Below are 24,723 nucleotides of genomic sequence, written 5' to 3'. Positions count from 1 at the left end.
CGGGATGCGGGGCCAGCCGGATATGACGTCAGAAGTCGGCTTCCAGCGTGAAGTGGAACGTGCGAGGCAAGCCGGCGTAGGCGCTGCTGCCAATCATCGGCGTGTTCAGTGAGCCGTTGGCGGTCGCAGGATAGAGAGACGCCCAGTACTGCTCGTTTGTGACGTTGTTCACGCCGAAGCGGACCATCCAGGGGTGGCGTGCCACGAAAAAGGGATACCGGGCGCCGAGATCAAGAGTGGTGTAGGACCCGGCGAATGCCGAATTCGTCACGGTGGCGGCACGACGGCCGGTGTAATGGACATTCGCATTGACCGCCAGGCCCGAAGCAAAGGAACCGTGCGGTATCGGCAACCGGTAATCCAGCAGAATGTTCGACTGAATCGGCGGCGCGCCCACGACTTGCTTGTTGTCGGTGCCGGCATAGCCAGTATCGCCGATCTGCGCGTCAAGCCAGGTCATGCCGGCCAGGACGGACAGGCGCGGGGTAATATATCCCTGCACCATCGCCTCGACACCATAGTTGGTCTGCATGCCGAAGGTGCCGAATTCTCCAGTCTGGTTCATGAACGCATAAGGCCGGTTCATGCGAAACCCGTCGACGGTGAAAAGCAATTTCCTGTAGCTGACCTTATAGCCGACTTCATATTCCTCGCTGCGGAAAGGCTGGGTGAGCTGGTTCGCATTCGTGGCCGTTCCGGGCGCCTGAACGCCCGCCTGGATGGCGCGGCCATATGTAAAATACGCCGTCTGATTATCGGCCGGTTTGTACATCAGGCTGGCCATCGGGCTGAACGCGGCGTCAACGTGCTTGCTGTTCCAGCCAAGCGGTATGGTGGAGGTATATGTGGTGTTGCCGACCTTTGAAGAGGGGCCGGCTTTCGACAGCCTGTTGTCCTGGCTCAGCCAGTTCCAGGTCAGCGTGCCCATGATGGACCAGTGCCGGTCCAGGCGCAGGGTATCGCCCAGGATCATCGCCTGATTGCGTACGTAAGCCGATTCATAGCGCCCATGATAATAGGGCTGCCGTCCGGCCAGAACGGAGGGCGAATACATGTTGGACTTGCCCAGGGTGATGCTTTCGCCCTGCGTCGGGTTGTAATTCCCCATCATGTAGCCGTTTGTGCCGACGACGATGTCATGCGAAATGAAAGCGGTGCGGAAATGCCCGTTGATATAGGCAAGATTGCTGCCAACCCGGAAGTCGTTCGCGGTCGTTGCGGCCGCGATGGTCTGGGTATATTGGCCGACGGGGCCGGTTGCAGCCAGGGCATTCGTGTTGCCGAAGCTCTGCCGGAGCGAATCCTCATAGAGACCGCCGAGCGTGAAGCTCCAGTCCCTGTTGATGGTATGCTTGAATTTCGCCAGGTATATATTTGTTTCCATGTTATAGCCGGCGTAGTTCTGGCCCAGATGAGGATCGCTGAGATCTGGCGCCTTTGGCAGGTAGGTCATCCCGATGGGGACGTTGAACCCTGGGGCCGTGCCGCGCTGGACATAGGTATAGTGGCTGGCGTCGAGTTCCAGGACCGTCTTGGAATCGAAATGGATATCGAAATCGGCGCTGACGAGATTGCGGCGCATCCAGCTGTCCTGGACATAGGTCGTGCCATCGCCATGCAGCAGATTGATCCGGTATCCAAACCATTTATTCTTGCCGATCCGGCCCGATACGTCGGCATTTTCCATCAGCTGTCCGATTGAATCGACGCCGACGATCAGGCGGTTGATCGGTGTGTCCGTCGGCCGCTTCAACGTATAGGCGAATGTGCCGGCCGGGTTCTGCGCCCCATACAGCGCACCGGCCACGCCGTTGAGGACCTGAACGTCCTCGAACATTTCGGCGGCATAAGGCGTGGTCGAGGTGATATTCAGCCCGTCGAGACGGGTATTCGCGACGACGTCGGCCTCGAAGCCACGTGATTGAGGACGGCTGGTGTTCGGGTCGCCTCGGATTTCCAGCTGCACGGAGGGCATATAGCCCATCAGGTCGTTCAGGTTGCGTGTTTGCTGATTGACGATGACGTCATGCGGCACCGATTGAACCGACATCGGCGTGTCCAGGGTGCTCTTGTTACCCAGCGGGCCGAGATAGGCCGACTTCTTGTTATAATCGGCAGCGGCGCCCGAGACATTACGACCCGTTACAAGAATACGCTGCGTGGCGGGCGTGTATTGCGGGACAGGCATATGTTGCTGCGAGCCGGACACGGCCGGGTGGGGCTGGTTTGCAGGCTTGTTTTCAGCAGCGTGCGATGCAGATGAAAGCAGGACAAGACCAACTCCGGCAATAGTAAATGGCTGCGCGTTTTTTCGTTCTTTCCAATTCATACCATGCACCTCCCGGTTGCTGTCGTTTGTCGATATACGACCGGATATAGACGATTTTAACCATATGTCCATATCCGGCGGGATATTATTCTTCGGGAATGTTCCGCTGTTTCATTTTGAAAGGGGACTATTCCGGTGCTGTATTGATTTGAACAGTGTTCGACTGCGTCAGGCTGTTTGCCGTCCTGATGCCATCCCCCCCTCAGAAAGGGAGAATGATGTTCCTGCCGCCTCGGTGGTTCGCCGTCGTTGGCTACGGGGTTCCCGGGGCCTGCCCGTCCCGTCGCCGTGCGAAACGGCAGCGCATGGGGCGCAGTACGGCAATCGCCAGCAGCGCGGTCAGCAGGTCCCCGCCAATGGCGCAGGCGAAGACCGGGAACCAGGCGCCGCTGGCCTGATGCAGCCAGGCGGCCAGCGGACCGCCGAACACCGCGCCGACGCCCTGCGCGATATACAGAACCCCGTAATTGCGCGAGGCGTCCCGTGGGCCGAAAATATCGGTCAGCGTTGCCGGAAACAGGGAAAAGATCTCGCCCCAGCCCAGGAATACGACGCCGGACAGCAGCACGAAGGCCACAGGGTGGTGCGCCAGGGCCAGCCAGCAACCCAGCGCCACGGCTTCCAGCGTGAAGGCAAGGGCCATTGTCCGTTCGCGCCCCACCAGGTCGGATATCCAGCCGAACAGGGGCCGTGTCACGCCGTTGGCGATCCGGTCCAGCGTCATGGCCAGCGGCAGCGCCGCCAGGCCGGCGACGGTCAGATGGGCGACCTTGAAATCGCCGGCGATCTGCGCGAGTTGCGAGGTGACCATCAGGCCCGAGGTCGCCATCGTCGCCATCATGAAAAACATGACCCAGAACACAGGCGTTTTCACGACAACCGCCGTGGAGTAGCCACCGGCATCCCCGGCAGTGTCAGGACGGGCATCCGGTGCGCGCAGGAACCAGGCGGCCAGGATGCCGACGACGGCGATCAGCGCGCCGAATGCGGTCATCGTGCCCCGCCACCCCGACCCCGCCAGCATGTGCGAGATCGGAAAGGTGGTCAGCATCGCGCCCATGCCGTATCCGGCCGCCGCCGCGCCGGCGGCCATGCCGCGACGTTCGGGAAACCACTGCATCAGCAGCGATACGACGCCGACATAGACCGTGCCGGTGCCGATCCCGCCCACTACGCCATATGTCAGATAGAGCATGGCCAGGCTGTGCGCCTGCGCCGCGGCGACCCAGCTCAGTCCGGTCAGCACGATCCCGGCCATAATCAGGTTACGGGGCGGAACATGCCGCGCGATCCACCCCTGTATGGGGGAAAACAGCGTCTGCAGGATAATCAGCAGCGAAAAGGCGACTTGAAGGGCGGCGGCGCCGACGCCGAAATCCGCCCTCAGAGCCGGCGTGAACAGGGTCCAGACATATTGCGGGGAGGATATGGCCGCCATGCAGGCCAGCCCGGCGATCATCTGGCGCCATCTGGGTTCGATCATGGCTGTATCCTCTTGCGGCGATCCTGGGGCCAGCCCGGTCTTCCCCGCTTTCGGGGAAGGGGGGGCGGATGTCCAGCATGGCGCCTGCCCGCACCGTTGCACAGGGCGGATCGCAAGAGGTCCGGCGGGGCACGCCGACGTCGATGCGCCCCGGCGTCGGTTGTCCCGGTTTTAGAGAATGCCGCCGGAAATCGGCAGATTGACGCCGGTCATGTAACTGGAATCGTCACTCATGAGAAATGAGACGACACCGGGTATTTCGGAAATATCGCCGTAGCGTCGCATCGGCACGCTGGCGATCATCTGCTTCGCCACTTCCGTGGGGTCCGAAGAAAAGTACTGCGTCCCGGCTTCGGCCTGGAGTTCGACCTGGCGGTCCCACATATAGCCGGGACCCATAAAGGCGGGGCTGATCGCATTGACCCGAATATTGTAGGGCGCCAGATCCTTGGAGGCGATCTGGGTGAGGCCGACGATGCTGAATTTGGAGGCGCCATAGGCGAGCATGTTCGGCGGCCCCTGGACACCTGCCATGCTGGCCGTGTTGACGATACGGCCGAACCGGCGCTCGACCATATGCTTCGAGACGGCCTTGAGGATATAGAACGCCCCGAAGACATTGATCTTCATGACTTTCTCGAAGTCATCCTCGGGATATTCGTGGATCGGCCTGAAGGCGCCCTGAAAGCCCGCATTGTTGAACAGCAGATCCACCGCGCCGAAATCGCCGATGACCTGGTCCACGACGGCGGATACCGCGACCCGGTCCGCGACATTGCAGGTGTAGGCTTCCACCCGGGTGCCATGCGCGGCGAATGCCTCCTTCGCCTGCGAGAGTTTGCCGGGGTCTATATCGACCAGAGCAATCGCGGCCCCTTCGCTGGCCAGGCGCAGGGCCGTCGCCAGGCCGATATTGCCTCCGGCCCCCGTGACCAGAGCGGTTCTGCCGTGGAACCTGCCTTCATTCTGCGTCATCCGTCCCTCCTGCGTGGTGGTCCACGTTTCCCTGGACAGTGTAGCCGAGACCATCGGCGGCACGTCCATCGCGGATCCTGGGGCGCGCGGGGCAGGGGGCACAATTAATCGTAATCAGCCCCCAACCGGACGGAGGCAAGGCCCTGCCGGCGGATGGTTGCGCCGGATGACCTTGCCGTACGCGGCACTGGCGCGGGCCGGGGGTCAGGCTGCCTGCTGCTGATCCATCAGCGTTTCCAGCAGCGGCGGAAACTCGGACAGATGCGCGATGCGGAACAGGCCCGGCCATTCCGGCGCCGGCTTGTCGGGCGCGCGCAGCAGGACGCAGGCCATTCCCGCCCGGCGGGCGGCTTCGACACCGGCATCGGAATCTTCCAGGACGATGCATTCCGCCGGGGCCACGCCCTCGGCCTGCGCGGCGTGGAGATAGATATCGGGGCGCGGCTTGGGCATGTCGAGGTCGCGTCCGGAATGGATGCGTTCCTTCTCCAGAACCTCGTCCAGGCCCGTGTTCTGGAACTTGGCGTCCATTTCAGCGCCCGACGAGTTGGAGCCGACGCGGATGGGCAGGCCGAGCTGAATGACGGACTCCAGCATGGCTTCGGCCCCGTCGACGGTTTCGGCGTCGGTTTTCATCATCTCGACAATGCGGTTCTGCATCATCATGTCCCAGTCGGCGGGAATATCCTGCCCGGTCTTCTGGCCGATCAGTTCGCCGATCTTTGCCAGTTCACCGCCGGTGAAAATCCGGTGGGCCTGGTCATCCGTCAGATCCCAGCCGTATTTCCGGGCTTCCTGCGCCATGAGGTCCGTCGACTGGCGTTCGCCATCAATAAGGACGCCGTCGCAGTCAAATATAACAAGACTAATTTTTCCGTCAGAGCACGGGATTTGGGGGGGCTCGGAGGATGCAAGTGTCGGATAAGTCAATATATTCTCCCGTAATGGAATAAATAATGAGAAGGAGTTCATAATATATTTTGTTCATCAAAAGATATTTTGTTGATCGCCTCATTTCAAGGCTTGAATTATGTTTGATTTTTCGCTATCAAGGTAGCATCGCCTTGATTTGAAAATCGTCTGGCAGCATCCTGTCGTTCGGATCGGCGCACGGCGTGGTGTCGCGTCGATCATGAAGCAGGAGCAGGCGAGCCTATGCCGCGTTTGGTTACGATCCATGGCATCAAGGCGTGCGATACCATGAAGAAGGCCCGCGCATGGCTGGACGCGCATGGTGTGGTCTACGCTTTTCACGACTACAAGACCCAGGGCATCGCCCGGGATGTGCTGGAGGGCTGGGTGCGCCAGGTCGGGTGGCCCACGCTGTTGAATCGCGCCGGCACGACATTTCGCAAATTGCCCGATGCGGACAAGACCGATCTGGACGAGGGGCGGGCCGTGACGCTGATGCTGGCCCAGCCGTCGATGGTCAAGCGGCCGGTGCTGGATGTGGACGGCGCGCTGACCGTGGGCTTCAAACCCGAGATCTATGCGGCGCTGTTCGGCTGAAGCGCCGCGTGGCGGCCCCCGGGGCATCGGCCCGGGTGGCCATGTTCAGGCGGCGACGTCGTAGCCCGCGTCCTCGACCGCCGCGCGCAGGCGGGCCGGGGAGGTGCGGGCGGCATCGTAGGTGACGCGGGCATTGCCCGTGTCCAGCGCGACATCGGCCGATGAGACGCCGTCGGTGCGTTCCAGCGCCTTCTTCACCGCACTGACGCAGCCGTTGCAGGTCATGCCTTCGATCTTCAGCGTTGCCGTTTCCATCATCGTTTTTCCTGTTCCAGTCGGTTCGGACGGCCGTCCGTTCTTTCAGCTATGCGCGGGCGGGGCCTTTCGCAAGGCCGGCTTCCATCGGTTGAGCAGCAGCGAGTTGGATACGACCGACACCGAACTCAAGGCCATCGCCGCCCCGGCGATGGCGGGGTTCAGCAGGCCCAGGGCCGCCAGCGGAATGCCCAGCACGTTATAGACGAAGGCGAAGAACAGGTTCTGGCGCACCTTGGCCAGGGTGGCGCGCGACAGATCCATCGCGTCGATCAGGCTGGCCAGTTCGCTCCGCATCAGCACGATTTCGGCGGTGTCCAGCGCGATATCCGATCCGCTGCCCATCGCGATGCCGACATCGGCGGCGGCCAGGGCCGGGGCGTCGTTGATGCCGTCGCCGACCATGCCGACGATCCGGCCGGGGCCGCGCCGTTTTTCGACCTCGTGCGCCTTGTCCTCGGGCAGGACGCCGGCGATGGTGTCGTCCAGCCCCAGCGTGGCGGCCACCGCCGACGCCGTGCGGGCATTGTCGCCGGTCAGCATCACCAGGTGCAGCCCCCGGCCCCGCAGGGACGCCACACTGGCGGCGGCATCCGGGCGGATGCGGTCGGCCAGGGCGATATAGCCCAGGACGGTTGCGCCCTCCGCCACCCCGATCACCGTCTTGCCCTGCTGTTCCAGCCGCTCGACGGTCATCGGGTCGCCGATGCAGCCGCCCTCGGCCAGGAAGCGCGGCGAGCCCAGGCGCAGCACGTCACTCGCGCCATCGGTCCGCACCCCCTGCACGCCGCGCCCCGGTACGGCTCGCACGTCGCGGACCGCATCGCCCGCTATGCCTGCCTCCGTGGCATAAGCGACGATGGCGCGGGCCAGCGGATGCTCGGAATCCCGTTCCAGGCCGCAGGCGGCCGACAACAGCCGGTCGGCGGATATGCCCTCGCCGGGGACGATGTCGGTCACGCCGGGCCGGCCTTCGGTCAGGGTGCCGGTCTTGTCCATAATCAGGGTGGTGACGGTGTGGGCGCGTTCCAGGGCCTCGGCCGTGCGGAACAGCAGGCCCGCCCGCGCGCCCAGGCCCGTGCCCACCATGATCGCCGTCGGCGTCGCCAGGCCCAGCGCGCACGGGCAGGCGATCACCAGCACCGCGATCGTGCCGGTCAGTGCCCCGGCCGGATGGCCGGTCGCCACCCAGCCGGCAACGAAGGTCAGCAGCGCGATCGCCAGCACGGCGGGCACGAAGATGGCGGAGACCCGGTCCACCAGATGCTGCACCGGGTCCTTGGTTCCCTGCGCCTGCTGCACCATGCGGACGATCCGCGACAGGGTCGTGTCGGCGCCGACGCGCCGGGCGCGGACATGCAGGACACCGTCGCGATTGATGGTGGCGCCGAAGACCGCATCGCCCGCCTGCTTGCCCACGGGGATGCCCTCGCCGGTCAGCATGGATTCGTCGATGTCCGACCTGCCGTCGACGATGGCGCCGTCCACCGGGATGCTCTCGCCCGGCCGGACGACGAACAGGTCGCCCACGCGCAGGGAGGCCACCGGACGGTCCTCCACCGTGCCATCGACCTCGACATGCGCGATCTGGGGTTGCAGGCGCATCAGGCCCTCGACGCCCGCGCGGGTGCGCTCGCGGGCACGGGATTCCAGCACCCGGCCCAGCAGCACCAGCGTGATGACCGTGGCGCCGGATTCGAAATAGACCGGCCCCGGCAACGCCAGCACCAGGGTCGCCGTGCTGGCCAGCCAGGCGACGCTGGTGCCCATGACGACCAGCACGTCCATGTTCGCCCCGCCGCCGCGCAGCGCATTCCAGGCATGGCGATAGAACGACCGGCCGCAGACGAACTGCACCACCGTCGCCAGCGCCCATTGCAGCCACAGCGGCAGCGGGTCGTGCACGCCCGCCAGCATGGCCGCCATCCCGGCCAGCAGGGGCGCGGTCAGGATGGCGGACAGGACGAACAGGCGGATCTGCCGCCGCCCTGTCGCGGCATGGCGCGCGGCCTGGTCGTCCGGTGTTTCGTCGCGGGGCAGGCTGGCGCCGTATCCCGCCTTTTCGACCTGGCCGATCAGGGTGGCGGGGTCGGCCAGGCCGGGAATGTAGTCGATCTCGGCCCGGCCGCTGGCGAAATTCACATGGGCGTCCACCCCCGGCAGGCGGTTCAGCACCTTCTCGATCCGGGTGGCGCAGGCGACGCAGGTCATGCCCTCGACCGTCAGGCCGACATGGCGGGCGGGGACGTCATATCCGGCCTTGCGGATCGCGCCGATCACGTTGTCCAGCGACGTCGGGTCGTCCGCCAGGCCCACCGTCGCGGTTCCGGTCGCGAAATTGACCTGGGGCGTGACGCCGGGCAGGCGGTTCAGCACCTTCTCGATCCGGGTGGCGCAGGCGGCGCAGGTCATGCCTTCGACCGGCAGGGTGACCGCCCGCCCGATGCTGCTGTCCATGACGCGCCCTCCGGCTATGAAACCGTTGGAAACGTGCGACCGGGGCGGGGCGCCGTCAACCGCCCTGTCGGGGGTGGCCCCGGCGCGCGTGTACCCCTGTCATGCACCGGGCGGGACAGGCAGCCGGGGGCGGTGGTCTATCGTCTGGGGGCGATCCATGGCAGGTTGCGCCGATAGAGCGGGCGGCACCTCGGCGACAGGGCGCCACCCGGATTCGGTGATGTGGTGGGTGGCCTCGCCTGGCGGGGACCCTGACGGCGGTCGAGATGAAGCGGAAGAACTGGGCGGGCCTGGGTATGATCGCGTGCGGCGCGGTCCTGTTGACGGGGTGTTCGTCGGAAATGGGGCGGCGTCCGTGGGATAGCGACGTCTCGTGCCTGCGCGCCCAGATGGGCGCCGACCTGAAGCTGAGTTTCCCGCTGGCGGCGAACACCTGCCAGAGGATGACCGATCACGGGGTGGTCATCGGATCGAAGAACCCGCAGCCGATCCCGTTGAATCTGCGCGGCGCGCCGGATCTGCAGAAGCTGGCCGACCAGTACGGCTACAGCTACCGGCAGTAGGACGGGCCTTCAGGTATCCAGTTCGCTGTCCCAGTAGAGATAGTCCCGCCAGCTTTCATGCAGGTAGTTGGGGGGGAACGACCGGCCGTTTTCCTGCAATTCCCATGTCGAGGGCTGGGACGGGGGGCGGCGGGGATACATGTGCAACTCGTGCGGCATGCGCGACCCCTTGATGAGGTTGCACGGGCTGCAGGCGGTGACGACATTTTCCCAGGTGGTGCGGCCGCCCTTGCAGCGCGGGATGACGTGATCGAAGGTCAGGTCGTGGGTGGGAAGCCGGTCGTGGCAGTACTGGCAGGAAAAATTGTCGCGCAGGAAGACGTTGAAGCGGGTGAAGGCCGGCCTTCGGGCGGTGGGGATGTAGTCCTTCAGGGCGATGACGCTGGGCAGGCGAAGCGACCTGCTGGGCGAGCGGACTTCCTCGTCATACTCGCTCAGGACCGAGACGCGGTCGAGGAAGACCGCCTTGATCGCGTCCTGCCAGGACCAGAGCGATAGCGGAAAATAGGATAATGGCCTGAAATCGGCATTAAGGACCAAGGCCGGATAGTGCGGACTGCCAGCAAGCAAGGGGCGCATCCTTTCGCGATGCCGCCACACCATCATTTGGCGTTGTACTCAGAACCGAACGCCCAATGATATGCGCCGTTGAGAACCTGCCGTCTATATCGCAAACATTCCCCGTTCTCGCAAGGGCGTGACCGTCGCATGGTCGCCCTTCATGCGGCGGGCAGAGCCAAGAAAGGTCGGGCAATGGCGGCATCATCCTGTTTTCGTGGCATAAAGGATGGAATCGTCACCCGCTTTGCCCCCAGTCCGACGGGGTATCTGCATCTGGGCCATGCCGCGTCGGCCCTGGCGGGCTGGCGTCTGGCGCGCGAGTCGGGCGGGCGGTTCCTGCTGCGGATCGAGGATATCGACCCGGTGCGCTGCCGCCCCGACTATGTCGAGGCGATCGTCGAGGACCTGGCCTGGATCGGCATCACGCCCGACGGACCCGTCCGCCGCCAGTCGGCGCACCTGCCGGACTACCGCCGGGTTCTGGACGCGCTGTCGGCACGCGGCCTGCTGTATCCGTGTTTCTGCACCCGCGCCGACATCGCCCGCGAGGCGCAGGAAGCCGCGCATGCGCCGCATCGCGCGCCCGACGGCACGCTGGCCTACGGCGGGACCTGCCGCGCGCTGTCGCCCCGGCAGCGGGCGGACGGGATGCGGGACGGCCGGCCGTATGTGCTGCGCCTGGATATGGCGCGGGCGCTGCACGTCGCAGGGGGGGAATGCGTGACGTGGCGCGAGCGCGGCCAGGGCGTGCGGACGGGGCGGCCGGGCCTGTTCGGCGATGTGGTGCTGGCCCGCAAGGATATCCCGGCCTCCTATCACCTCTGCGTCACGCATGACGACGCGGCGCAGGGCGTGACCCTGGTCAGCCGGGGCGAGGATCTGCGGCCGGCCACGGCGATCCATCGCCTGTTGCAGATCCTGATGGGCTGGCCGGAGCCCGAATACGCCCATCACGCCCTGCTGCTGGACGGCGAGGGGCGTCGCCTGGCCAAGCGCGACCGCGCCCTGACACTGCGCGCGATGCGCGCGGCGGGCATGACGCCGGACGCGGTGCGGCGCGCGGCGCTGGGGGAGTATGCGCTACACTCATCGTAGGGGCAGGCATGCTGTCAGCGTCGCGCGCCGATCTGCGGTTTCCTCGCCCGCCGGTTCGCATTACGGTGTAGCCCCTTTGTCTTTCCGTTTCTCTGGATCTTCGGTGCCATGGATCTTATCGCCGCCCGTCTGAACAAGGTCAGCCCCAGTCAGACCATCGCCATTTCGACCAAGGCGCGGGCCTTGAAGGCCGCCGGAAAGGACATCATCAGCCTGTCCGCCGGCGAGCCCGATTTCGACACGCCGCAGAACATCAAGGACGCGGCGATCCGCGCCATCGCCGAGGGGCAGACCAAATATACCGACGTCGCCGGCACCCTGCCGCTGCGCCGCGCGGTGGCCGAACGGTTCCGCCTCGATTCCGGCCTGGACTACACGCCCGACGAGATCATCGTGTCGACCGGCGGCAAGCAGGTGATCTACAACGCCATGGTGGCGACGATGAACCCTGGGGACGAGGCGATCATTCCCGCACCCTGCTGGGTGTCCTATCCCGACATCGTGGCGCTGGCCGACGGCACGCCCGTCATCGTGCCGTGCCCGGCCGAAACCGGGTTCAAGCTGCGGGCCGGGGACCTGGAAGCGGCGATTACGCCGCGCACCAAATGGTTCTTCCTGAACTCGCCGAACAACCCGACCGGGGCCGCCTATTCGGCCGAGGACCTGCGACCGATCTGCGACGTGCTGCTGCGGCATCCGGATATCTGGATCTTCACCGACGATATCTACGACAAGCTGGTCTATGACGGGTTCGTCCCGGCGACGATCGTGCAGGTCGAACCCCGCCTGCGCGACCGGACGGTGACCATGAACGGCGTGTCCAAGGCCTATGCCATGACGGGCTGGCGCATCGGGTTTTCCGGCGCGCCGGCGGTCCTGACCCGCGCCATGAACAAATTGCAGAGCCAGTCGACGTCGGGCACCTGCTCGATCAGCCAGGCGGCGGCGCTGGAGGCCCTGTCCGGCCCGCAGGATTTCATCGGCGACATGGTGCAGGCCTATCAGGGGCGGCGGGACCTGGTGGTCAGCATGCTCAACCAGGCGAAGGGCCTGCGGTGCCAGAAGCCGGAAGGCGCATTCTATGTCTATCCGTCGCTGGAAGACTGCCTGGGCAAGGTCAGCGCCGGCGGGACGGCGCTCGTCGATGACGAGGCCTTCGTGACCGCCCTGCTGGAGGAGGAGGGCGTCGCGGCCGTTCACGGCGCGGCCTTCATGTTCCCCGGCCATTTCCGCATTTCCTACGCCACCGACACCGACAGCCTGCGCGAGGCCTGCGCGCGCATCCAGCGCTTCTGCGCCGGGCTGCGCTGACGGGCGTGCAAGGACGATGACCGTGACCGAACCGGGTTTCGCCGGCCGTACGGAGCGACTGGCGTCGCCCGCCACCATCGCCATGGCCGTCCGCGCCCGCGCGTTGCGCGCCCAGGGGCATCAGGTCCTGTCGCTGGCGCTGGGCGAGCCTGATTTCGCCACGCCCCCGGCGGTGATCGAGGCCGCGCATCGCGCGGCGCTGGATGGGCAGACGAAATATCCGCCCGTCGACGGCACCCCGGCGCTGAAGGCCGCGATCGCGCGGAAGTTCGCGCGCGAAAACGGCCTGACCTACGCGCCGGCGGAACTGATGGTGTCGAACGGCGGCAAGCAGGTGATCTTCAACGCCTTCATGGCGACGATCGACGCGGGGGATGAAATCGTCATCCCCGCGCCGTACTGGGTCAGCTATCCGCTGGCCGCCCGGTTGTTCGGCGGTGTGCCGGTCTTCGCCGACTGTCGCGAGGAAGACGGGTTCCGCCTGTCCGCCGCGGCGCTGGAGGCCGCGATCACGCCCCGGACGCGCTGGGTGGTGCTGAATTTCCCCAGCAACCCGACCGGCGCGGTGATGACCCTGGCCGACCTGGAGGCGATCGCCGACGTGCTGCGCCGGCATCCCCGGATCTGGATCCTGTCCGACGAGATCTACGAGCATCTGGTCTTCGACGGGGCGCGGCATCATTCCATCGCCGCCGTCGCGCCCGACCTGACATCGCGGGTGCTGACGCTGAACGGGGTTTCGAAATCCTACGCCATGACCGGCTGGCGCGTCGGCTATGCCGGCGGGCCGGAACGGCTGATCCGCATGATGACGCGGGTGCAGGGGAATGCGACCTCGGGCGTGTGTTCCATCAGCCAGGCCGCCGCCGCCGCCGCGCTGGACGGTCCGGCGGAACTGATCGCCGAAATGCGCGACACCTATGCCCGCCGCCGCACCATGGTGGTCGAGGCGTTGCGCGCCATTCCCGGCGTGACCTGCGCGATGCCGCAGGGGGCGTTCTACGCCTACCCGGGCATCGCGGCCTGCCTGGGCCGGACCAGCCGGGGCGGCCGCATGCTGACGACGGACGAGGATTTCGCCCTCGCCCTGCTGGACGAGCAGCATGTCGCCTGCGTCCATGGCAGCGCCTTCGGCAAGGGGCCCTATCTGCGGCTGTCCTGCGCCACGGACGACGAGACCCTGCGCGAGGCCTGCGCCCGCATCGCGGCGTTCGTGGACGGGCTGGTCTGAAGGCAAGGGCCGTGGCCCTCGCCGGGGCTACCTATCTGGCGCGACCACGGGCCAGTGACTCCAGATCCGCGATCGTCGTCACGATGTCCGGGTCGGCCAGCAGGTCGCGCGCCAGCGCCAGGGCCGCGGCCTGTCGCCCGGCGCGGGCGGCGCGGTCGGGGATCGTGTCGAAATCGGGTACGTGGGCGTACCCCACGATCCGACGAATGATTTCCATTGCCGCGAAGGCAATCGTGTCAGCCGTCACGTCCCGCATGAAATCGGCCTGTGCCTGTTGCAGGCCGGACGGGTCGTCGCGGAACAGGGCGGCGGCGTAGGCGTCGCCGTTTCCGTCGTGCCGGGTGGCGGTGCGCCACAACTCCCCGAACGTGTCGTGGAAGCTGGCCCAGAATTGGGCGATGTCCCGCACCGCCCGGTCCTGCCCGGCGGAATCGCCACAGGCGAACAGATGCAGCAGCAGGTTGCCGATGAACAGGCCGCAATCGAAGCCGATGGGGCCGGGGCAGGCAAATTCGCCGTCGATGACCCGGGTGTCGTCGTCCGCCACCATGACCGAGCCGGTGTGCAGGTCGCCATGCAGCAGCGCCTGCCGGCAGGTCAGGAAACGGGCCTGCATGGCGCCCACGCGCCGACGAACGTGGGGATCGGTGCGGATGTCCGCCGCGATGCCGTCCAGGTCCGGGCTGATCCAGTGGTTGCGGGGGTGGTCGCGGTACGGGTCGGTCAGGACCAGGTCGACCGTGATCCGCGTCAGGGTGCGATTGCCCGAAAACACATCCAGGCGGCGCGTGATCTCCTCGAACGGGGCGGCCAGCAGCGACGTGTGGAAGGCGCCGCGCGCGACGAAGGCGCCAACGGCGCGGGCGGCGTCGGGCCAGTCCCCGCCCGCCATCAGGCCGCGCCGCAGGACGACGTGTCGGTCCAGGCTTTCCACCACCAGCACGAACAGGTCCGGGTCGAAATGCAGGATGTCGGTCGTCAGCGCGCCGACGCAGGGCCGGATTTCGCGCAGATAGGCGGCCTCGTAGAATGTGCGGTCCAGCGGCATCTTCCATGCCGGGTCCACGCGCACATGGGGCAGGGACTGCTTGAAGCAGACGCCGCCCTGGGGGCCGTCGATCAGGAAGACGTTGTTCAGGTTGCCGTCGCTGACCTCGCGGATGCGCCAGTGCGCGGCGGGACCGCCCAGGCGTGTGGCCAGGGTGGGCACGCCGGCCAGAAACGCGCGGATGCCGTCGGTATCGAGCGTGCGGTACGCCGCTGGCGCCGGGGGAAGGGAATGCGGGCTCATGCTGTAATCCGGACAGTCTATCACATCATCGACGACAGGGGGGGCGCGATCCGCTCCAGCGACTGTCCTTCGGCATCGACGCCCCAGCGGGCGGTCACGGCGGCGGCCACCAGCATCAGCAGCGCCGCCGCGCCATAGCCGGTGGCCAGCGACAGCAGGCTGCCCCGGCCGATCAGCCATCCGAACAGGAAGGGCGCCGCCACCCCGCCGAACAGCGTGCCCAGGGCATAGAACAGCGCGATCGTCAGGGCGCGGATTTCCAGGGGAAAGATCTCGCTGGCCGTCAGGTAGGCGGCGCTGGCCGCCGCCGAGGCGAAGAAGAAGATCACCACCCACAGCGTCGTCTGCAGGCGGGCGTCCAGCATTCCGGCCGCGAACAGCACGGACACGACGAACATCAGGATGCCCGCCAGGCTGTAGGTCAGGACGATCATGCGCCGCCGGCCCAGCGTGTCGAACCATTTGCCCAGCGCCAGCGGCCCCAGCAGGTTGCCGACCGCCAGCGGCAGGATATACAGCCCGACCGAGGCGTCCGCCACATGGTCGTACCGGGTCAGGACCAGCCCGTAGGTGAAGAACACCGCATTATACAGGAACGCCTGCGCGATCATCAGGACCAGGACGTATCCCGCCCGGCCGCGATAGGGGCCGGCCAGGACCGTCAGGGCCTCGCGCAGCCCGAAGGTGCCGGCGGGGTGGATCGACACCGTGTCCAGGGTTTCGGTCAGCCGGATCGCCGATCCGCCATGCCGGGCCTCGATCTGCACCACGATCCGGGTGGCTTCCTCGACCCGCCGATGGGTCATCAGCCAGCGCGGGCTCTCCGGAACCCAGCGACGCAGGGCGATGACCCCCAGCCCCATGATGGCGCCGATGCCGAAGATGACCCGCCATGCCAGCGTGACCGGCATGATCGTCCCCTGCAGCAGCAGCATTGACCCCGCCGCCCCCAGCGCCGCGCCGGCCCAGAAGGTGCCGTTGACGATCAGATCGACACGGCCGCGCAGGCGGGCGGGCATCAGTTCGTCGATGGCGGAATTGATGGCCGAATACTCGCCGCCGATCCCAAGCCCGGTAATCAGGCGGAACAGCGCGAAGCTGGCCATGTTCCACGACAGCGCGGTCAGGCCGACGCCCAGGATATACAGCCCCAGCGTCACGGTGAAGATCTGCCGCCGGCCCAGACGGTCGCTCATCCATCCGAACAGCAGCGCGCCGATGACGGCGCCCGCGACATACGATGACGCCGCCGCCCCGACATCTTCCGCCGACAGGCCCAGCGTGTCGCCCCGTTGCAGCACGGGGGCCACGGACCCGACGATGGTGACCTCCAGCCCGTCCAGAATCCAGGTGATGCCGAGTGCGATGACCACCAGCACGTGAAAACGCGACCAGGGCAGGCGGTCGAGCCGGGCCGGAATGTCGGTGATGATGGGGGGATGGGATGCAGCCCGATCGAAAGCCGTCGGGCGAGACTCCGTTCCTGCCATGTCCTGGTCCTGCTGACGTGAGTGCTGTTCTTGTTGTTTTTATCTGGCCGTCGGTCGGAACGCGCTTCCTGTCGGCCGCAGGCATCTGTCGCGGTATCATGTTTTCGGGGGCGGCTGGAAGACCCGGGGGATGGCGCCCCTGTCGGTCAGCGTTCGGCGGGGCGGACGGCGCACAGGCATTCGGTGACGAATCCCGGCGCCAGGACCAGCGCGACCGGATAACCGCCAAGCCACGCGGCGCCGGCGCTGGCCGTCGCCGCGCCCATCAGCATCGCCCGCGCCCCACGACCGCGCGCCAGGATGGACAGCACCGCGCTGGCGCCGCACAGCGCCGCCGCACAGAGCGCGCGCAACGGATGGCGCAGCAGGTCCGACCCCATCGCGCCCACCACATGGCCCAGGGCCGCCGCATGGTCGTCGCGGCCCGCCATGCCGAACAGGAGCGAGAACGGCAGGGTCAGCGCGCCGAAGACGTCGCGCAGCAGGACGAACAGCCCACCGATCAGCGGCGCCATCATCAGGAGCGCGATAGCGCACCCCATGCTGGCGATGACGATCGCCTGTGCAATCCGGCCCGTGGAAACAGGCAGGCAGGCCACGGCGCCGGGACCAGGCCGGATGTTTCGCCGCTTATTTCTTCTTGATCCACCATTTGACGGGCTCGGGCTCGTCCTCCGGCTCCTCGATGCGGGCGATGGGCCTGCGCGGGCGGCGGATGGGGGCGGCGGCAGGCGTGGTCGTCCGGCTGCGAAGCTGGGCCAGTTCGGCCTCCAGCCGCGTCGTCTCGGCACGGGCTGTCAGCAGATCGGCCTTCAGGTCCTGGATTTCGTCGTCACGGGCTTCGATCTGTGACTTCGCTTCGGTCAGGATGATGTCGGCGTGACCGATGCGCGTTTCCAGCGAACGCAGGCTGGCCTGCGCGTCATGGCTGGCGCGTTCGGCGTCTTCGCGCAGTTTCTGTTCGTGGCGGACCTGCTGGCGCAGGCGCTCGACCTCTCCGCCATCGTCCGTCGGGACATGCAGCGTACGGGGGGTCGGGCGGGACATGGCGTGGTGCTCGACGCGAACCTCGCCATCCTGGACGAACTTGCGCCGGCGCTGCGCGGGGTCGTGGGCACGGGGCAGGCGCGCGGAGGCCGCCGGCGTGGGGGAAGGCGAAGGCGAAGGCGCGCTGCGCTTCGATCCCAGTCGCGACAGGGCCAGGCGCAGGGCCTGTTCGCTGACTTCGTCGCGGTTATCAATATCGGCCTGTTCCGTCTCGCCGGAAAAGGGAAGCGATTCGTTATATACGGACACGGCAAAAACTCTCGAAAAATACGAAAGGACAGACGACCTGGGGTTTGTCCCGGACTGAAAATCACATTTTCATGTCAGTGTGTGTCAGTCTGGCTTTCAATGGGGGCTTAGAATCGAAATGTATAATGATTTTGTTTTGCATAGCCTCTTTCGGAAAGAAAATGCAAGGCCATTGTGCGGGAAATTCTTAGGCTGGTGACCTTTTTAGGTGAAAGACGTGCCGAAGCGGCCGCCGGGGCAGTGTCTTTGACATGTGAAGGGGATATATCTGATTTGTCATTACAGTTTGGACAGGTCAGGCGTCATGGGTGTCGTGTATTGAACGGGCATGCGCGCGTCAGCTATTTCGCAAATGATGAAAGCCGAAGAAACCGACATCGAATGATCGAACCGATGTTACAGGCCCAAGTCATTTTTTTTCGTTAACGGCGATTCTATTCCTGACCCAGGTTTGTCATATGGTGATGGGCGCCCGATCGCAGGGCGACGAATCCGTGCGACAGATTCACTTCTATGTGATGTCCTGCCTGAATGCTTGCCCTGCTCCGGTGGCGGGGACACCACTATAGGGGTTGGTTCGGTATTGCCCCGTCCATCGGCGCTGCGAAAAAAGCGCGACGGCGGCTCCGGCCGGCTATGTCCTGACCGGACAGCCGACAATCAAGAAAACTAATAAAGGGAAAAACGTTCACCATGGCACAACACGCCCCCCTTACCGCGTCCCCTGTCGCACCGCCGTTCGCGGCATCACACGTTCCACTCGCGAAACCGTCGACTCGCATGAAGCAGGTGGGCGCGCCGCGCGTTCTGGTGGTGATGGGGGTTTCGGGATCGGGCAAATCCACCCTGGCGCAGCTTCTGGCCCGCCGGATGGGCTGGCCGATCGTCGAAGGCGACGAACTGCACCCCGAGACGAACATCGCCAAGATGAGCGCCGGCACCCCCCTGACCGACGAGGACCGTGCCCCCTGGCTGGAAAAGATCGCCGAGGTGGCGCGGCTGTGGCTGTCCTCGGGCGGGTACGGGATCGTGACCTGTTCGTCCCTGAAACGGCATTATCGCGAAATCATCTCGGGCGGGAATCCCGAGGTCGGTTTCGTCTACCTCAAGGGCCGGAAAGAGGACATCGCGCCGCGCCTGGGGCAGCGGACGGGCCATTTCATGCCGTCGACGATGCTGGACAGCCAGTTCGACGCGCTGGAGGAGCCGGATGACGGCGAGGTGTTGCTGGAACTCGACGTGACGGCCAGCCGCAGCCGGCTGGTTGACGCGGCCTACGAGGCTCTGCGCGATCTGGCGCCCCAGGGCCATCCGCTGGCGCGGGGCTGATCGGGTCAGGGCGCGCGGGTATGGATGACGGCGATTTTGTCGGCATACACGCGGCGCCAGCCTGGCAGCGTATCCAGTAGGCGGGCAAGGGGTGCACCGGGCGGCAGGATCGTCCAGCGAATGTCGTGGCGTGCGACGATCCGCGCGAAGGCGTCCCGGTCCGCCACATCCATCGCCGCCAGGTAGGATGTCATGAAGGCGGCGCCGTACATGTCGGCCCGGCTGTCGATGAATGGCCGGATGCCGCTGAAGATGAGATACCCGCCGAAGGCGTAGGAATTGAACACCGGCTGGCGGGCCAGGTCGGCGGGCACCTGCGCCACGGCGGCAACCGGGGCGGACGGCCTGTTGGCCAGCACGAACGGGTGGAGCGTGCGGGCCAGGGTCAGCAGGGCAAAGGCGATGAAGCCGGCGGCAAGGCAGGGGCGTGTGGCGCGCGGCCCCGTGCCGGCGGCGCCGTCGTGCGCGACGGCCCGGCCAATGGGCTGCGCCAGGATCAGCGCGCCGACGATCCCGGCCACCATCTGGTCGCGTTCATGACGAAGGGCGAGATACAGCAGGCCGATCAGGATCAGCAGCCGTATCGCGGGTACCCGGACGGTGCGTGTCATGGTCACGTACAACAGCGCGAACAGCGCGTATTCCAGAGGCTGGATCGTGGCGAAATTGACGGGCTGCCATTCGCCGATGCCGGCGAGCTGCGGCATCCACACCAGCCGGAAAGGAAAGAGCAGCCCTTGCCAGCCGTTCGGCGTCACAAGCGTCGTGGCGGTGGACAGGATGATGAACCGGCCCCAGCGCAGGGCTGTCGGGATGGGGTCGGCCCCCGAAGCGGCCCTTGAATCGATCATCGCCTCGATCGCGAAGGGAATGGCCAGGGCCAGCCCGAAGGCGAAGCTGCCATGCAGGTTCGCCCACAGCAGCATGACCGCGACGATGGGAAGCGGCGGAGGCGCGGTGCCCCGCTCACGCGCGCGCAGCAGGGCGATCGTCCAGCCGGCGAGGCACGGCAGCGCCAGCATGTGCGGACGGGCCAGCAGGCTGGGAAAGGTGCAGGCCATGGCGAGCATGGTGGTCACGATCGCGGCCATTCCGCCGGCCCGGCGCGCGACGAAGGCGGCGACCATGCCGCAGGTCAGGGCAACGGCCAGGCCGGTCAGGATCAGCACCCCGTCCCATCGGGCCAGGTCGAAGGCGGCGGCCATCAGAAGTTCGGACAGCCATTCATGCGCGACCCAGGGATGCCCGGCGAAGGTGGCGGAAAACGGGTCGGTGTGCGGAACGGCCCTGTGATGCAGGATCCAGTTCCCTGCCGCGATATGCCAGAAACTGTCCCCGTCGTTCAGAAGCGCCGGGTGGAACAGGGCGATGGCATAGACGACCAGGGCGGCGGAAACGATCAGGATCGGCGGCAGGTGGGCGGCCGGGGCGAACGGTCCGGGCCGGGGCCGAAAATCGTCAGGACACACGGGGTGCGTTAACCGCCCGGTTCCCACAGGACATCCTGGCGACCGTCATCGTTCAGGTGGCGGGCCAGCACGAACAGATAGTCGGACAGCCGGTTCAGGCAGCGCAGGACCGACGGGCTGATCGCGGCCTCGCGCCGCAGCGCCAGGACCCGGCGTTCGGCGCGGCGGACCACCGTGCGGGCCAGGTGGGCATGGGCCGCGCCCGCGCTGCCGGCGGGCAGCACGAAGCTGTGCAGCGGTTCCTGGCGGGCACGCAGGCGCTCGGTCGCGTCTTCCAGGGCGGTGACGGCGTCATCTCCACCCCGGAAATTGTCGGCCCCGGCATCCGGCGCGCCCGGTTCGGGAACGCACAGCACCCCGCCGATATCGAACAGCAGGGACTGCACACGCGCCAGGCATGTGGCGTCGGGCGACGACGGGGCGACATGCAGGCGCAGGACGCCGATCGTCGCGTTGGCCTCGTCGACCGCCCCCAGGGCCTCGATGCGAGGGCAGGTCTTGTCGACGCGCGTGCCGTCGCCCAGCGATGTCTGTCCGCCGTCGCCGCCGCGCGTGACGATCCGGTCGATCCTGATGCTCATATGTCGTTCGTCGTCCGTCACGAATCGCGCGGCGTGGGTCGCGCCGTCAGTGGTGGTGGCGCCGGCCCCGATGGGGGTGGGCCGGGGGGCTCAGGTTTTGGGCGATGTTCAGGTGGGATTGCACCGCCGCCGCGGTGTCGGCGGCGTAGGATTTCAGGTCGGCATCCGTGGTGTTCTGGGCCTCGGCCTGGAACAGGGGCAGGGCGTCGGTATGGGCCTGCACCTGCACGGCCAGGAAATCGCGGTCGAATTTACGCCCGGTCTCGGCCTTCAGCTCGTCGAGGGTCTTTTCCTCGTCGGTGCTGAGGTCGGTCGGCAGGGTCACGCCGTGCTGTGTCGCGATGCCGCCCAGCCGGTCCTGGTTGGCGCTGTGGTCGGTCACCAGCCGGGCCGCGAACGCCTTGACCTTTGCATTGTGCGAGCGGCTGTCCGCCAGGCGGCCGGTCGCGATTTCGAATGTGTTCGCGACGGACGCCTTTTCGACGAACGTGGCGTCGGCCGCGGCCAGGGGGGGCGGCGGAGGCGGCGCGGGCGGGGCCTTCGGGGCCTCGGCGCAGGCTGCCAGCGGCAGGATCGAGGCGGCGAGCAGCCAGCGTGCGTAGGTCTTCATGAACGCGATTCCAGTCAGATGGCCCGGTGCCGGGAGGTGGATGAACCGCTACCGAACGTTTCGGAGCATCGCCGGTTTTGCCGGGCCCCGCAATGCGCGGGCCGGCCGCGTACCCCCTCACGCGTCGCGCAGATCCTCGACGCAGGCGACCAGCCGGCGGCGGATGCCCGGTTCCAGGGCCGAATGGCCCGCATCGGGCACCATCGCCAGGGTGGCCCGCGGCCAGTGGCGCGCCAGTTCCCATGCCGACTGGCTGGGGCAGACCATGTCGTACCGTCCCTGGATGATCCGGCCGGGAATATGGGCGATCCGCGGCATGCCCCCCAGCAGGCCCTCGGGCGGCAGGAACAGGCCGTGGCGGAAATAATGGGCCTCGATCCGGGCCAGGCCGACGACGGCGCGGTCGTGGGCGAATCCCGCGACGGCGGCTGGGGCGGGGATCAGGGTGGAACATGTGCCCTCGTATGCCGACCAGGCCCGCGCCGCCGGCAGGTGGATGTTCGGGTCGGGGTCGAACAGCAGGCGCATATAGGCGGCCAGCGGATCGTGCCGGTCGTGGACCGGCAGGTGCGCCAGGAAGGCGTCGTGCGCGTCGGGGAAGACATTGGCCAGCCCGTGGAAGAACCAGTCGAGTTCCTGCGTCCGCCCCAGGAAGATCCCGCGCAGCACCATCGCCCGCACCCGCTGGGGGTAGGTCTGCGCGTACATAAGGGCCAGGGTCGATCCCCACGACCCGCCGAACAGCATCCAGTCCTCGATCCCCAGGAAGCGGCGCAGGGTTTCGATGTCGCCGACCAGGTGGGGCGTCGTGTTGGCGCTGACCGACGCATGGGGGCGCGATCGCCCCGCGCCGCGCTGGTCGAACAGGATCACGCGCCAGAAGGCAGGGTCGAAGAAGCGCCGGTGCACGGCCCCGGCCCCGGCCCCCGGCCCGCCATGCAGGAACAGCACGGGCCGGCCCCTGGGGTTGCCCGCCTGCTCCCAATACAATTCATGTCCATCGCCGACGGACAGATATCCGCTTTCGTACGGCGCGATGTCGGGAAACAGGTCATGGCGTGGCATGGGGCGACTATACGTCAACCGGGCGGCGCGGCTACACTGTGGCGCATCATGACGCTGCTGCCTGTCTTTCCCTTTTCCCCGCCCCGGTCCGCCCGGTCGTTCCAGGCTGCCGGCGGCCTGGCCGGGTTGCTGTCGGCCGCCGGCGGCGCGCTGGCGGCGCACCTGCCCGACGCGGCTTTCGCCGCCGGTGGCCGCGTCCTGGCGCGCGAGGCCGTGCAGATGGGCATGTGGCACGCGCTGGCGTTGCTGGCGGTGGGCGTGCTGCTGGCCCAGCGCGGACGGCGCATGCTGCTGCTGCTGTCGGGATGCGGATTCGCCGCGGGGATCGTCCTGTTCTGCGGGGCGGTGGCCTGGACCGGGGTGACGGGCCTTCACCTCGGCCCCGTGGCCCCGATCGGCGGCAGCACGCTGATGCTGGCGTGGCTGCTGCTGGCCGTGGATGCGATGCGCGCCTGACCGCATGATGACGACATCCTCATCCGAACAGCCGGTCGCCCCGCCGCTGGTGCTGCCGCACCCCGTTCGCGCCGCCTATCTGGCCGCCGAGGGATTCGAGGCCCCCCTGACCGAGGAATTGCGCCGCAAGGGGGTCGAGCCGATGGGCTGGCACGGGCGGCTGGCGCTGTCGTCGGCCCCGCCGGTGGCGGCCGCCTGGGCGCTGGACACCTGGCTGGAGCCCGAACTGCACCCCGTGCCGTCGATCGGCGCCGCCGCCGCGCTGCTGCGTGCGCGGCAGCGGAACTGGGCCTGTCATGCGGTGGGGCACCATCGCCGGGCGGCGCTGATCGAGGCGCGCCTGCCGCCGGTCCGTGCGCGGCCGCTGGTGTTTCCGGCGGCTGCCCCGACGGGGCATCTGGGGGCGTGGACGCTGCTGGCCCCCGACACGATGCTGCTGTCGACGCGCAAGACGTCGCCCTTCGTCAACGGCGCGGTCGCGTTCGTCGAGGACCGGGTGGGGCCGCCGTCACGGGCCTATCTGAAGCTGTGGGAGGCCTGCGCCCGGCTGGGCGTCTGGCCGCGTCCCGGTGAGTCCTGTGTCGATCTGGGCGCGTCGCCCGGCGGCTGGACGTGGGCGATCGCGCAGTGCGGGGCAGGGGTCACGGCGGTGGACCGCGCCGACCTCGACCCCCGTGTCGCCGCGATGCCGGGGGTGGTGGCCCGGCGGGACAGCGCGTTCGGGATCGAGCCGGCCGATCTGGGGCCGGTCGACTGGATGTTTTCCGATATCATCGCCTATCCGCCGCGCCTGCTGGCGCTGGCGCGGCGCTGGGTCGCGGCCGGGACGGCCCGCCGCATCGTGATGACCATCAAGTTCCAGGGCGGGACCGACCACGAGACCGCCGAGGCGTTCGCGGCGATCCCCGGTGGCCGCGTGCTGCATCTGTGGCACAACAAGCACGAGCTGACGTTCTTCTGGGACCGCGATCCGTCCTGACCGCCGTTTTAGCTGCGGCGGTCCCGCACGCGGTCCACGCACCACTCGCCGGCCTGGATGATCGGAAGCGCCAGCAGGAAGCAGGCAACGGCGACGCCGAGCAGGATCAGGCGCTCGCGCGACACCGCGTCCGACGCCCCGGTCAGGCTGTACAGGCTGCTCCACAGCCTGGTTCCGGCGATCCGGTCGACCCAGCCGGCGACGGCGGCGCTGAAGCGCAGGCTGGCCATCAGCGCCGCCGTCACGGTGACGAGGGCCAGGGTCTTGAGCAGGGTGCGTGCGACGCTGGGCTGCGGGGCCACTGTCATGCGGGGGATGAATCCTTCTTCGTGAGGGGGCCTGTATGGCGAAGCTTGCCTGTGGTCCATGTTAACGCGACATTATGCCT

At 67.0% G+C, this 24,723-nt stretch carries 24 protein-coding genes; 8 read left to right on the top strand and 16 right to left on the bottom strand.

What is annotated here, in order from left to right; all coding sequences use genetic code 11:
- Window positions 1-28: 28 nt before the first annotated feature.
- The 4 genes from HLH21_RS13575 to HLH21_RS13560 form a co-directional block, all read right to left on the bottom strand.
- On the bottom strand, window positions 29-2,329 hold the full coding sequence (locus HLH21_RS13575) for a TonB-dependent receptor (RefSeq protein ID WP_182944287.1): 2,301 nt from the start codon (window positions 2,327-2,329) through the stop codon (window positions 29-31).
- 253 nt (window positions 2,330-2,582) lie between these two features.
- Window positions 2,583-3,812: an oxalate/formate MFS antiporter gene (gene oxlT, locus HLH21_RS13570; RefSeq protein WP_182944286.1), complete on the bottom strand. Its 1,230-nt coding sequence runs from the start codon at window positions 3,810-3,812 to the stop codon at window positions 2,583-2,585.
- Between the two features lie 171 nt (window positions 3,813-3,983).
- Window positions 3,984-4,787 carry an SDR family NAD(P)-dependent oxidoreductase gene (locus HLH21_RS13565; protein WP_182944322.1) on the bottom strand — a complete coding sequence of 268 codons (804 nt, stop codon included), beginning with the start codon at window positions 4,785-4,787 and terminating at the stop codon, window positions 3,984-3,986.
- A gap of 204 nt (window positions 4,788-4,991) precedes the next feature.
- Window positions 4,992-5,678, bottom strand: a complete 687-nt coding sequence (locus tag HLH21_RS13560) for an HAD family hydrolase (RefSeq protein ID WP_182944321.1) — start codon at window positions 5,676-5,678, stop codon at window positions 4,992-4,994.
- Window positions 5,679-5,942: 264 nt separating this feature from the next.
- Between HLH21_RS13560 and HLH21_RS13555 the strand changes: the two genes are divergently transcribed.
- Entirely contained in the window at window positions 5,943-6,296 is a 354-nt protein-coding gene (locus tag HLH21_RS13555; protein ID WP_182944285.1) for an arsenate reductase, read from the top strand.
- 45 nt (window positions 6,297-6,341) lie between these two features.
- Here HLH21_RS13555 and HLH21_RS13550 read toward each other — a convergent pair whose 3' ends face one another.
- Together HLH21_RS13550 and HLH21_RS13545 are read right to left on the bottom strand one after the other, a co-directional pair.
- Window positions 6,342-6,554 (bottom strand): heavy-metal-associated domain-containing protein, encoded by a 213-nt coding sequence (locus HLH21_RS13550; protein ID WP_246379742.1) that lies wholly within the window; start codon window positions 6,552-6,554, stop codon window positions 6,342-6,344.
- A gap of 42 nt (window positions 6,555-6,596) precedes the next feature.
- Entirely contained in the window at window positions 6,597-9,008 is a 2,412-nt protein-coding gene (locus tag HLH21_RS13545) for a heavy metal translocating P-type ATPase (protein ID WP_182944284.1), read from the bottom strand.
- A gap of 266 nt (window positions 9,009-9,274) precedes the next feature.
- Between HLH21_RS13545 and HLH21_RS13540 the strand changes: the two genes are divergently transcribed.
- A complete protein-coding gene (locus tag HLH21_RS13540; RefSeq protein ID WP_182944283.1) occupies window positions 9,275-9,571 on the top strand; it encodes a hypothetical protein in 297 nt (98 codons plus the stop codon).
- Between the two features lie 9 nt (window positions 9,572-9,580).
- Here HLH21_RS13540 and HLH21_RS13535 read toward each other — a convergent pair whose 3' ends face one another.
- Complete coding sequence (locus HLH21_RS13535; protein WP_182944282.1) at window positions 9,581-10,150, bottom strand: HNH endonuclease; 570 nt, start codon at window positions 10,148-10,150, stop codon at window positions 9,581-9,583.
- Between the two features lie 174 nt (window positions 10,151-10,324).
- Between HLH21_RS13535 and gluQRS the strand changes: the two genes are divergently transcribed.
- The 3 genes from gluQRS to HLH21_RS13520 all read left to right on the top strand — a co-directional run bounded on the left by gluQRS (window position 10,325) and on the right by HLH21_RS13520 (window position 13,769).
- Window positions 10,325-11,227 (top strand): tRNA glutamyl-Q(34) synthetase GluQRS, encoded by a 903-nt coding sequence (gluQRS, locus tag HLH21_RS13530; RefSeq protein ID WP_182944281.1) that lies wholly within the window; start codon window positions 10,325-10,327, stop codon window positions 11,225-11,227.
- 108 nt (window positions 11,228-11,335) lie between these two features.
- Entirely contained in the window at window positions 11,336-12,538 is a 1,203-nt protein-coding gene (locus HLH21_RS13525; protein WP_182944280.1) for a pyridoxal phosphate-dependent aminotransferase, read from the top strand.
- A gap of 16 nt (window positions 12,539-12,554) precedes the next feature.
- Window positions 12,555-13,769 (top strand): pyridoxal phosphate-dependent aminotransferase, encoded by a 1,215-nt coding sequence (locus HLH21_RS13520; RefSeq protein ID WP_182944279.1) that lies wholly within the window; start codon window positions 12,555-12,557, stop codon window positions 13,767-13,769.
- Between the two features lie 31 nt (window positions 13,770-13,800).
- Here the strand turns inward: HLH21_RS13520 and mtnK are convergent, their stop codons facing one another.
- The 4 genes from mtnK to HLH21_RS13500 all read right to left on the bottom strand — a co-directional run bounded on the left by mtnK (window position 13,801) and on the right by HLH21_RS13500 (window position 17,846).
- Entirely contained in the window at window positions 13,801-15,060 is a 1,260-nt protein-coding gene (gene mtnK / locus HLH21_RS13515) for an S-methyl-5-thioribose kinase (RefSeq protein WP_182944278.1), read from the bottom strand.
- A 20-nt stretch (window positions 15,061-15,080) separates the two neighbouring features.
- Window positions 15,081-16,550, bottom strand: coding sequence for an MFS transporter (locus HLH21_RS13510; protein ID WP_182944277.1), 1,470 nt, complete (start codon window positions 16,548-16,550; stop codon window positions 15,081-15,083).
- A gap of 146 nt (window positions 16,551-16,696) precedes the next feature.
- Window positions 16,697-17,149, bottom strand: coding sequence for a hypothetical protein (locus HLH21_RS13505; protein WP_264811949.1), 453 nt, complete (start codon window positions 17,147-17,149; stop codon window positions 16,697-16,699).
- 31 nt (window positions 17,150-17,180) lie between these two features.
- Window positions 17,181-17,846, bottom strand: a complete 666-nt coding sequence (locus HLH21_RS13500; protein ID WP_182944276.1) for a hypothetical protein — start codon at window positions 17,844-17,846, stop codon at window positions 17,181-17,183.
- 780 nt (window positions 17,847-18,626) lie between these two features.
- Between HLH21_RS13500 and HLH21_RS13495 the strand changes: the two genes are divergently transcribed.
- The gene (locus HLH21_RS13495; protein ID WP_246379741.1) at window positions 18,627-19,175 is read left to right on the top strand and encodes a gluconokinase; all 549 of its coding nucleotides are present in this window, start codon (window positions 18,627-18,629) and stop codon (window positions 19,173-19,175) included.
- A 5-nt stretch (window positions 19,176-19,180) separates the two neighbouring features.
- Here HLH21_RS13495 and HLH21_RS13490 read toward each other — a convergent pair whose 3' ends face one another.
- The 4 genes from HLH21_RS13490 to pip all read right to left on the bottom strand — a co-directional run bounded on the left by HLH21_RS13490 (window position 19,181) and on the right by pip (window position 22,900).
- Window positions 19,181-20,644: a hypothetical protein gene (locus HLH21_RS13490; RefSeq protein ID WP_182944274.1), complete on the bottom strand. Its 1,464-nt coding sequence runs from the start codon at window positions 20,642-20,644 to the stop codon at window positions 19,181-19,183.
- Between the two features lie 8 nt (window positions 20,645-20,652).
- Window positions 20,653-21,225 carry a cob(I)yrinic acid a,c-diamide adenosyltransferase gene (locus HLH21_RS13485; protein WP_182944273.1) on the bottom strand — a complete coding sequence of 191 codons (573 nt, stop codon included), beginning with the start codon at window positions 21,223-21,225 and terminating at the stop codon, window positions 20,653-20,655.
- Between the two features lie 46 nt (window positions 21,226-21,271).
- Window positions 21,272-21,835: a DUF4142 domain-containing protein gene (locus HLH21_RS13480; RefSeq protein WP_182944272.1), complete on the bottom strand. Its 564-nt coding sequence runs from the start codon at window positions 21,833-21,835 to the stop codon at window positions 21,272-21,274.
- Between the two features lie 117 nt (window positions 21,836-21,952).
- Window positions 21,953-22,900, bottom strand: a complete 948-nt coding sequence (pip, locus tag HLH21_RS13475; protein ID WP_182944271.1) for a prolyl aminopeptidase — start codon at window positions 22,898-22,900, stop codon at window positions 21,953-21,955.
- A 48-nt stretch (window positions 22,901-22,948) separates the two neighbouring features.
- Here pip and HLH21_RS13470 point away from each other — a divergent pair, with 48 nt between their 5' ends.
- Window positions 22,949-23,356 carry a DUF423 domain-containing protein gene (locus tag HLH21_RS13470; protein WP_182944270.1) on the top strand — a complete coding sequence of 136 codons (408 nt, stop codon included), beginning with the start codon at window positions 22,949-22,951 and terminating at the stop codon, window positions 23,354-23,356.
- Window positions 23,357-23,363: 7 nt separating this feature from the next.
- Window positions 23,364-24,335 (top strand): SAM-dependent methyltransferase, encoded by a 972-nt coding sequence (locus HLH21_RS13465; RefSeq protein WP_373319703.1) that lies wholly within the window; start codon window positions 23,364-23,366, stop codon window positions 24,333-24,335.
- Window positions 24,336-24,343: 8 nt separating this feature from the next.
- On the opposite strand, the gene HLH21_RS13460 is transcribed toward HLH21_RS13465, so the two are convergent.
- On the bottom strand, window positions 24,344-24,643 hold the full coding sequence (locus HLH21_RS13460; RefSeq protein WP_182944268.1) for a hypothetical protein: 300 nt from the start codon (window positions 24,641-24,643) through the stop codon (window positions 24,344-24,346).
- Window positions 24,644-24,723: the final 80 nt, after the last annotated feature.

This window comes from Gluconacetobacter johannae (assembly GCF_014174305.1).
In the GTDB taxonomy this organism is placed as follows: domain Bacteria; phylum Pseudomonadota; class Alphaproteobacteria; order Acetobacterales; family Acetobacteraceae; genus Gluconacetobacter; species Gluconacetobacter johannae.
Note: the sequence above shows the minus strand (reverse complement) of the source record. Positions and strands in the feature narration are given on the sequence as shown.